The sequence below is a fragment of the Phyllobacterium sp. P5_D12 genome (assembly GCF_054049495.1).
Genome location: NZ_JBFUMG010000201.1, coordinates 1 through 7,691 on the forward strand (window position 1 = coordinate 1; position 7,691 = coordinate 7,691).

The 7,691-nt window shown below is 57.7% G+C and carries 6 protein-coding genes; all 6 read left to right on the forward strand.

The window, feature by feature from the left end:
* Positions 1 to 2,262, forward strand: a 2,262-nt coding sequence (gene topA, locus ACXJ5O_RS14315; protein ID WP_457300470.1) for a type I DNA topoisomerase, incomplete at its 5' end; no start/stop codon positions are given.
* Positions 2,263 to 2,272: 10 nt separating this feature from the next.
* Positions 2,273 to 4,594: a ribonuclease R gene (gene rnr / locus ACXJ5O_RS14320; RefSeq protein WP_457300471.1), complete on the forward strand. Its 2,322-nt coding sequence runs from the start codon at positions 2,273 to 2,275 to the stop codon at positions 4,592 to 4,594.
* Positions 4,594 to 5,025 (forward strand): DUF983 domain-containing protein, encoded by a 432-nt coding sequence (locus ACXJ5O_RS14325; RefSeq protein WP_457300472.1) that lies wholly within the window; start codon positions 4,594 to 4,596, stop codon positions 5,023 to 5,025. Before rnr ends, ACXJ5O_RS14325 begins: the two co-directional genes overlap by 1 nt.
* Entirely contained in the window at positions 5,022 to 5,759 is a 738-nt protein-coding gene (locus ACXJ5O_RS14330) for an NUDIX hydrolase (RefSeq protein WP_457300473.1), read from the forward strand. Before ACXJ5O_RS14325 ends, ACXJ5O_RS14330 begins: the two co-directional genes overlap by 4 nt.
* A gap of 3 nt (positions 5,760 to 5,762) precedes the next feature.
* Positions 5,763 to 6,938 carry an MFS transporter gene (locus ACXJ5O_RS14335; protein ID WP_457300474.1) on the forward strand — a complete coding sequence of 392 codons (1,176 nt, stop codon included), beginning with the start codon at positions 5,763 to 5,765 and terminating at the stop codon, positions 6,936 to 6,938.
* A 548-nt stretch (positions 6,939 to 7,486) separates the two neighbouring features.
* On the forward strand, positions 7,487 to 7,654 hold the full coding sequence (gene rpmG / locus ACXJ5O_RS14340) for a 50S ribosomal protein L33 (protein ID WP_008122896.1): 168 nt from the start codon (positions 7,487 to 7,489) through the stop codon (positions 7,652 to 7,654).
* The last annotated feature ends 37 nt before the right edge of the window (positions 7,655 to 7,691 follow it).

Consider the following 7,691-nt stretch of genomic DNA (forward strand, 5'->3'; position numbering starts at 1 on the left):
AATGCCGTACTTGATGCCATGGCCAATCCACGCGACATCGATATGCCGCTCGTCGATGCTTATCTCGCACGTCGTGCGCTCGACTATCTTTTCGGCTTCACCCTCTCCCCGGTGCTTTGGCGCAAACTCCCGGGCGCGCGCTCCGCTGGACGAGTCCAATCGGTAGCATTGCGGCTTGTCGCGGATCGCGAAGCGGAAATCGAACGCTTTATCCGCGAAGAATACTGGAATATCGCCGCGCTCCTGAAAACACCGCGCAATGACGGGTTCGAAGCACGGCTTGTATCAGTCGATGGCAAGAAACTCGGCAAGCTCGATATCAAGAATGGTGAACAGGCCGGCGAGATCCGCGGCATGCTGGAAGGCGCGTCCTTCAAGGCAGCCTCGGTCGAAGCAAAGCCTATCAAGCGCAGCCCTGGCCCGCCCTTCACCACATCGAGTTTGCAACAGGCGGCCTCCGGTCAGCTCGGATTTTCCGCATCACGCACGATGCAGATTGCGCAGAAGCTGTACGAAGGTATGGATCTCGGTACCGAAACCGCTGGCTTGATCACTTATATGCGTACTGATGGCGTGCAGATGGCGCCCGAAGCCGTTCAAGCGGCGCGCCAGACGATCGGCAAGGTTTTTGGCGAAAAATATGTGCCGGAGAAGCCGCGCTTTTACGCCACGAAGGCGAAGAACGCTCAGGAAGCGCACGAAGCGATCCGCCCGACCGATTTCAATCGGCATCCCAAGGACATGCGCCAGTTTCTTGATGCCGATCAGGCACGGTTGTACGAGCTGATCTGGAAACGTGCAATCGCCAGCCAGATGCAGTCGGCGGACATCGAAAGAACGACGGTCGAAATCGATGCGCAGAACGGGTCGCGTTTCGCACAACTGCGCGCGACAGGCTCGGTCATCAGGTTTGATGGTTTTCTCGGTGCTTATACGGATCACCGCGAGGAAGAAGACGTCGATGAAGATGGTGGACGTCTCCCGGAAATCCGCTCCGGAGAGGCTCTGGCCCGCGAGAAAATCAACGCAACACAGCACTCGACTGAGCCGCCACCGCGCTATTCGGAAGCAACACTCATCAAGAAGATGGAAGAGCTCGGCATCGGTCGCCCTTCCACCTATGCATCTACACTCGCGACCCTCCGCGATCGCGAATATATAACCATCGACAAGCGCAAGCTCATTCCAGAAGCCAAAGGCCGGCTGGTCATTGCCTTCCTGGAAAGTTTCTTCAAGCGCTATGTCGAATATGATTTCACCGCTGATCTTGAAGAGAAACTTGATGAGATTTCCGATGGAAAGCTGAAGTGGAAGGACGTTCTGCGGGCTTTCTGGACCGATTTCTTCGGCTCTGTCGATGGAATCAAGGAACTGCGCGTTACCAATGTGCTGGATGCGTTGAATGACCAGCTTGGCCCGCTCGTGTTCCCGCCGCGTGAAGACGGCAGCGATCCGCGTATCTGTCAGGTCTGCGGCACGGGCAATCTATCGCTGAAGCTTGGCAAGTATGGCGCGTTCGTCGGCTGTTCGAACTATCCGGAATGCAAATTCACGCGCCAGCTTGGTGGCAGCGAAGCGGCAAACGAAAACGGCAATGGCGGCGATGAGCCAAAACTGCTCGGCAAAGACCCCTATACGGACGAGGATATTACCGCACGCAACGGCCGGTTCGGGCCTTATGTGCAGCGTGGCGATGGCAAGGAAGCCAAGCGCGCCAGCCTGCCAAAGGGCTGGACGCTCGATGCGCTGGATCATGAAAAAGCTCTGGCTCTGCTCTCGCTACCTCGCGATGTAGGCCAGCATCCCGAAACGGCGAAGATGATCTCGGCCGGAATCGGACGCTACGGCCCTTACATCACGCATGATGGGACCTATGCCAATCTGGAGAATGCGGAAGACGTGTTCTCGATCGGCCTCAATCGTGCGGTTACCGTGCTTGCGGATAAGCAGGCAAAGGGCCCGGGGCGCGGTCGAGGTACGCCTGCAGCGCTCAAGGATCTTGGCGAGCATCCCGATGGCGGCGTGATAACCGTTCGCGACGGCAAATACGGCCCCTATGTGAACTGGGGCAAGGTCAATGCCACGCTGCCGAAGGGCAAGGACCCGGCGGGCGTGACCGTTGAGGAAGCTCTTGCTATGATCGCTGAAAAGGCAGGCTCGAAGGGTACCAAGAAAGCACCGGCCAAGAAGGCAACGGCAGCAAAAAAACCTGCCACGAAAAAACCGGTTGCGAAAAAGACTGCCACCAAAAAAGCAAGTTAGGAAAAAACGATTGGCACGCCGTATCTCTCCCCCCAACGGAAAAAAGCGGTCTGCCAATTCTGACGCTTCCGGTCGCGAACAGCATRTGCCAAGCCGCGATGAGATTCTCCAGTTTATCAAGGAAAATCCGGACCTTACCGGCAAACGTGACATCGCCAAAGCATTCAATATCAAAGGTGATGCTCGTATTGCCTTGAAGGATATTTTGCGGGATTTGGCTGGCGATGGCTTGGTCGAAAAGCGCGCCAAGCGGCTCGCCGTATCTGGCAGCTTGCCGAGCGTGGCAGTCCTCGACATTACCGGACGTGACGGCGATGGCGGGCTGATCGCCAAGCCTGCCGAATGGGACGCAAACCACCAGGAACGGCCGCCTGTTGTTTTCATTCGCGCCTCGCGCAATCAGAAAGGTCCGACTCCCGGCGTGGGCGATCGTGTTCTGGCGCGTATTTTTCATGGTGCTGACCCTACCGGCCCCGCTTATACGGGACGTGTCATCAAGAAGATCGAGCATCGCAAGGATGCCGTTTTGGGCGTGTTGCGCAAACTCGACAATGGCGAGTGGCGCCTTGAACCCGTCGAACGGCGGCAAGTCGAACTCGCCATCGATCCTGCCCAACTGAACAATGCCAAGGCAAATGACCTCGTCGAAGTCGAGGTTTCAAAAGTCAGCCGCTACGGACTTGCACTGGGCCGGATCACGCAGGTCGTGGGTTCCGTTGCGAGTGAAAAAGCCCTGTCGATGATCGCCATCCATGAGCATGAGATCCCGCATGTCTTTCCCGATAGCGTCACTGCGGAAGCCGAAAAGGCCAGACCCGCAACCATGGCGCATCGCGAGGACTGGCGGCATGTTCCGTTGGTGACCATCGATCCAGCCGATGCAAAAGATCACGATGATGCGGTCTATGCCGAGCCTGATCCAGACGAGAAAAACCCGGGCGGCTTCATCGCCACCGTCGCTATCGCTGATGTCGCAGCCTATGTAACCCCAGGTTCGCAACTCGACCGCGAGGCTTTAAAGCGCGGAAATTCGGTGTATTTCCCCGACCGCGTCGTGCCGATGCTGCCTGAGCGTATTTCCAACGACCTTTGTTCGCTGAAAGAACTGGTCGACCGCCCCGCCCTTGCCGTCCGCATGATCTTTGATGCCGAAGGCCGCAAGATCTCGCACACGTTCCACCGCGTCATGATGCGCTCGCACGCCCGGCTCTCCTACCCACAGGCGCAGGCAGCAATAGATGGCGCGACTGACGAGAAGACGGCGCCGATACTCGATACGATCCTGAAGCCGCTCTGGGCCGCCTATGTGGTGCTGAAGCGCGGCCGAGATGCGCGAGAGCCACTGGAACTAGACCTCCCCGAAAAGAAGATCCTGCTTACACCCGAGGGCAAGGTCGACAAGGTCGTCATCCCGCCGCGGCTCGATGCGCACAAGCTCATCGAAGAATTCATGATACAGGCCAATGTTGCCGCTGCCGAAACGCTCGAGCGCAAGAAGCAGCCACTGATCTTCCGCATCCACGACGCGCCGTCGCTGGCCAAGCAGGAAACGCTGCGTGAGTTCCTGCGGACGATGGATATATCGCTGGCTCGCGGTGCAGAACTGCGTCCGAACCAATTCAACCATATCCTGAAGCGCGTCGAGGGCAGCGAGCAGCAGGATCTCGTCAATCAGGTCGTGCTGCGCTCTCAATCGCAAGCGGAGTACAACCCCGCGAACATTGGGCACTTCGGCCTCAATCTTCATCGCTACGCGCATTTCACTTCGCCCATCCGCCGCTATGCGGACCTTATCGTGCACCGCGCGCTGATCTCGGCATTGGGCCTTGGACCGGATGGCCTGACGCCGGACGAAGAAGCGGCATTGCCCGAAATCGCCGCCCTGATCTCGACATCCGAGCGTCGCGCCATGGCCGCCGAGCGCGACACTGTCGACCGGCTGATCGCACACTTTCTGGCGGACAAGGTAGGCAGCAGTTTCGAAGGCCGCGTCCAGGGTGTGACCAAGGCTGGCCTGTTCGTCTCCCTTGCGACATATGGCGCGGACGGGTTTATCCCCATTTCAACTTTGGGCGATGATTACTATCTTTACGACGAAACCAACCACGCTCTATGCGGCGAACGCAGTGGCAAGGGTTTCCGCCTCGGTGACGTTGTCGAGGTTCGTTTGGTCGAAGCCTTGCCAGTTGCCGGCGCTTTGCGGTTTGAGATGCTTTCAGAACCGCACCCGGTGCCGAGCGGTGTTCGCTCGCACCACAAGGCAAAGCGTTTTATACGCGGAAACCAGAAGCGTCCGTCTACCGTATCGCGGGGCGGACGAAGAGGCAGGTAATGGCAGAACAGATTTTCGGTGCCGATACGGCGCCCGCGAGAGAGCGCCGGCCGGTGTGGCAGGCGATGTGGCGCGGATTGCGCTGTCGCTGCCCGCATTGCGGCGAAGGCAAGCTATTTCGCGCTTTCGTCAAGCCTGTCGACCATTGCGCTGCATGCGGCGAGGACTACACCCATCAACAGGCCGATGATTTTCCCGCCTATATCACCATCACGATTGTCGGCCACATCGTCCTCGGCGGATTTCTGGCTGTTGAAACCCTCTTCATATTGTCCAATTGGGTGCATCTGGCCATCTGGGTTCCCTTGACGATCCTCCTGTCGATAGGTTTGCTGCAGCCGGTCAAAGGCGCCATCATCGGGTTGCAATGGGCAAATTACATGCATGGTTTTGGCGGCGAGACTGACGATCAGGAGCCACGGGAACAGTGAATGATCAAGGCAATGCCATCCCGATCCAAAAAGATACGCCGGTAGTTCCTATCCGGCCACGCGATGCTGCTTCGCTGTTGCTCATCGACCGTTCCGGCAAGGATCTGCGCATCCTCATGGGCAGGCGGCACATGCGTCACGTCTTCATGCCGGGAAAATTCGTCTTTCCGGGTGGGCGGACGGAACCAGCGGACGGCCACATATCCGCAATTGCCGAGCTCTCCGACGTTGATCAAGCAAAACTCCTGACCGGTATGGGCAGTCGCTCAAGCGTTCAACGCTGCCGGGCACTCGCGCTCTCTGCCATTCGCGAAACCTACGAAGAGGCAGGGCTTCTTCTCGGACGCCGGCATCCGGATGCCGTTTCGATATCGCACCCCGACTGGGCCGCTTTTGTCGAACGCAGGATTCTTCCTGACCTTTCCGTGCTGCGCTATTTCGCGAGAGCCACCACGCCGCCCGGTCGCTCCCGCCGTTTCGATACGCGGTTCTTCCTTGCTTTTCGCGATGCCGTCGCCGATACCCTTCCCGAAGCAACCGGGCCATCACAGGAACTCGAAGAATTGTGCTGGCTGCCCTTCCATGAGGCCAACCAACTGGATATTCCCGAGATCACCCGGACGATCATAATGGAGGCCGAGGCGATTCTTGCCGCAAATCCTGCCCTAGACCCGGGCAACGCCGTCATTCGTTACCGCATGAAATATGGACGATTCGTCCGAGAGGTTTTTTGATTTATGGATGCAACGCCGACCACTGACCAGACAACCGTCCGGTCTTCCTGGCGCGCGCTTGTCGCGGCCATCGCCACCATCAGTTCCGTTGGTGTCGCCATCGGACTTGGCATTCCACTCCTGAGCGTAATTCTGGAAAGCCGCGGCCATTCGGCCACCATGATAGGCTTGAACGCTGCGGTTGCGGGCATCGCATCGATTGTCGCCGCTCCTTTCGCTGCTCCAATCGCAGCCCGGTTCGGTGTGGTGCCGACCCTGCTTGGAATGTTACTGATCGGCGGCTTCTCGTTCGTAGGCTTTCACTTCTTTACCGAATTCTGGATGTGGGTCGTGCTGCGCGTTTTCCTGCATTTCGCGCTGACGATGCTCTTCATCCTTTCCGAATACTGGATAAATGCTGCCGCTCCTCCCGACAAACGTGGGCTGGTGCTTGGTATCTACGCCACCGTCCTTTCCGTGGGATTTGCGCTGGGGCCGTGGCTGTTCTCGCGCATCGGCAGCGTTGGCATCATGCCGTTTGCGGTCGGTTTCGGCATCATCATTTTCGCCATGTTGCCGGTGCTTTTCGCGTGGAACGAAAGCCCGGATTTCCATGAAGAGGAGCACGTACCCTTTGCTCCGTTCATTTGGGCTGTGCCCACTGCAACAGCGGCGGTCTTTGTCTTCGGTGCGGTTGAAACCGGTGGCTTCGCGCTGTTTCCGGTCTTTGGTTCCCGCATTGGGTATAGCGAGGCCAATGCGGCTCTCCTGCTCACAACCATCGGGCTTGGCAACGTGCTGCTGCAAATTCCAATTGGGCTCCTCAGCGATCACGTCAATGATCGCCGCAAGATCCTGCTTGTCTGCGCGTTGATCGGCTTGGCGGGCATGTGCGTCCTGCCATTCATCTATTCCAACTGGTATCTCGTCGCGGGGTTGCTGTTTGTCTGGGGCGGCGTTGTGGCCGGCCTTTACACCGTTGGCCTGGCACATCTCGGCTCGCAGCTTACGGGGCGCGAGCTCGCCTCCGCCAATGCAGCCTTCGTCTTCTGCTACGCAGTCGGCATGCTCGTCGGTCCACAGGCGGTCGGTATCGGCATGGATCTGATGGGCCCGGCAGGCTTTGCAGTCGCCCTCGCAATATTCTTCGCGGCTTACGCGCTTTTGGTGGGCTCTCGCTTGATCAGCCGCAGAGGTTAGATTCGGGACTCAAAGCGAGTACAACTACAGCGCGCTTGGAATTATTCGCCACGGTGTTATATTGACGCGGAGTGAGAGGCGAGCTTTCGCCCGCCCCTCTCTTCCTTATAGGTTGAATTGAACCCGGAACTCGACTTGCCAGCCAGTCCGGGTTCTTTTCATTATAAGGGTGATGTTAAGTGGACATCGCCACATGAATCACCTCCAAGGTTGAAGGCAAGGCTCTTGCCGCAGTCGGGGGAGCCTATCTCCCCCGATACACCGGCTGGCTCGGTGTTGCTGCTTTTGCCTTCAAATCTTGAAGTTTGACTCATCGCGTGCTTTGACGTGCTCGGCAACGAACGCAGGGTTGAATCGAATCTTGGGAAATGCGGTACAAGGTTGTCCTGCAGTGAGGACACGTCGATTGATCTATTATATTGGCGCGGTGACCGACGCAGGCTTGACTTTTGGCGCCGTTCGGTTAAGTGTCCGGCCGAATTTCCGCTTATGGCCACGTTGCTGGACTTGAATAGCGGTCCTCAATAATCAGAACAGGTAAACTGAAAATGGCCAAGGCTGCGAATATCAAGATCAAGCTTCTGTCGACCGCTGACACCGGTTTCTTCTACGTTACGAGCAAGAACAGCCGTACCAAGACGGAGAAGATGTCTTTCCGCAAGTACGACCCGGTCGCGCGCAAGCACGTTGAATTCAAGGAAACCAAGATCAAGTAATCTTGTTTTCCGGAAACAAAAATGCCGCCTCCAAGGC

Bases quoted from the DNA above. Each gene is read 5' to 3' on its own strand.
- ACXJ5O_RS14325 (WP_457300472.1), top strand. From the start codon at position 4,594: ATGGCAGAACAGATTTTCGGTGCCGATACGGCGCCCGCGAGAGAGCGC.
- ACXJ5O_RS14335 (WP_457300474.1), top strand. From the start codon at position 5,763: ATGGATGCAACGCCGACCACTGACCAGACAACCGTCCGGTCTTCCTGG.
- rpmG (WP_008122896.1), top strand. From the start codon at position 7,487: ATGGCCAAGGCTGCGAATATCAAGATCAAGCTTCTGTCGACCGCTGAC.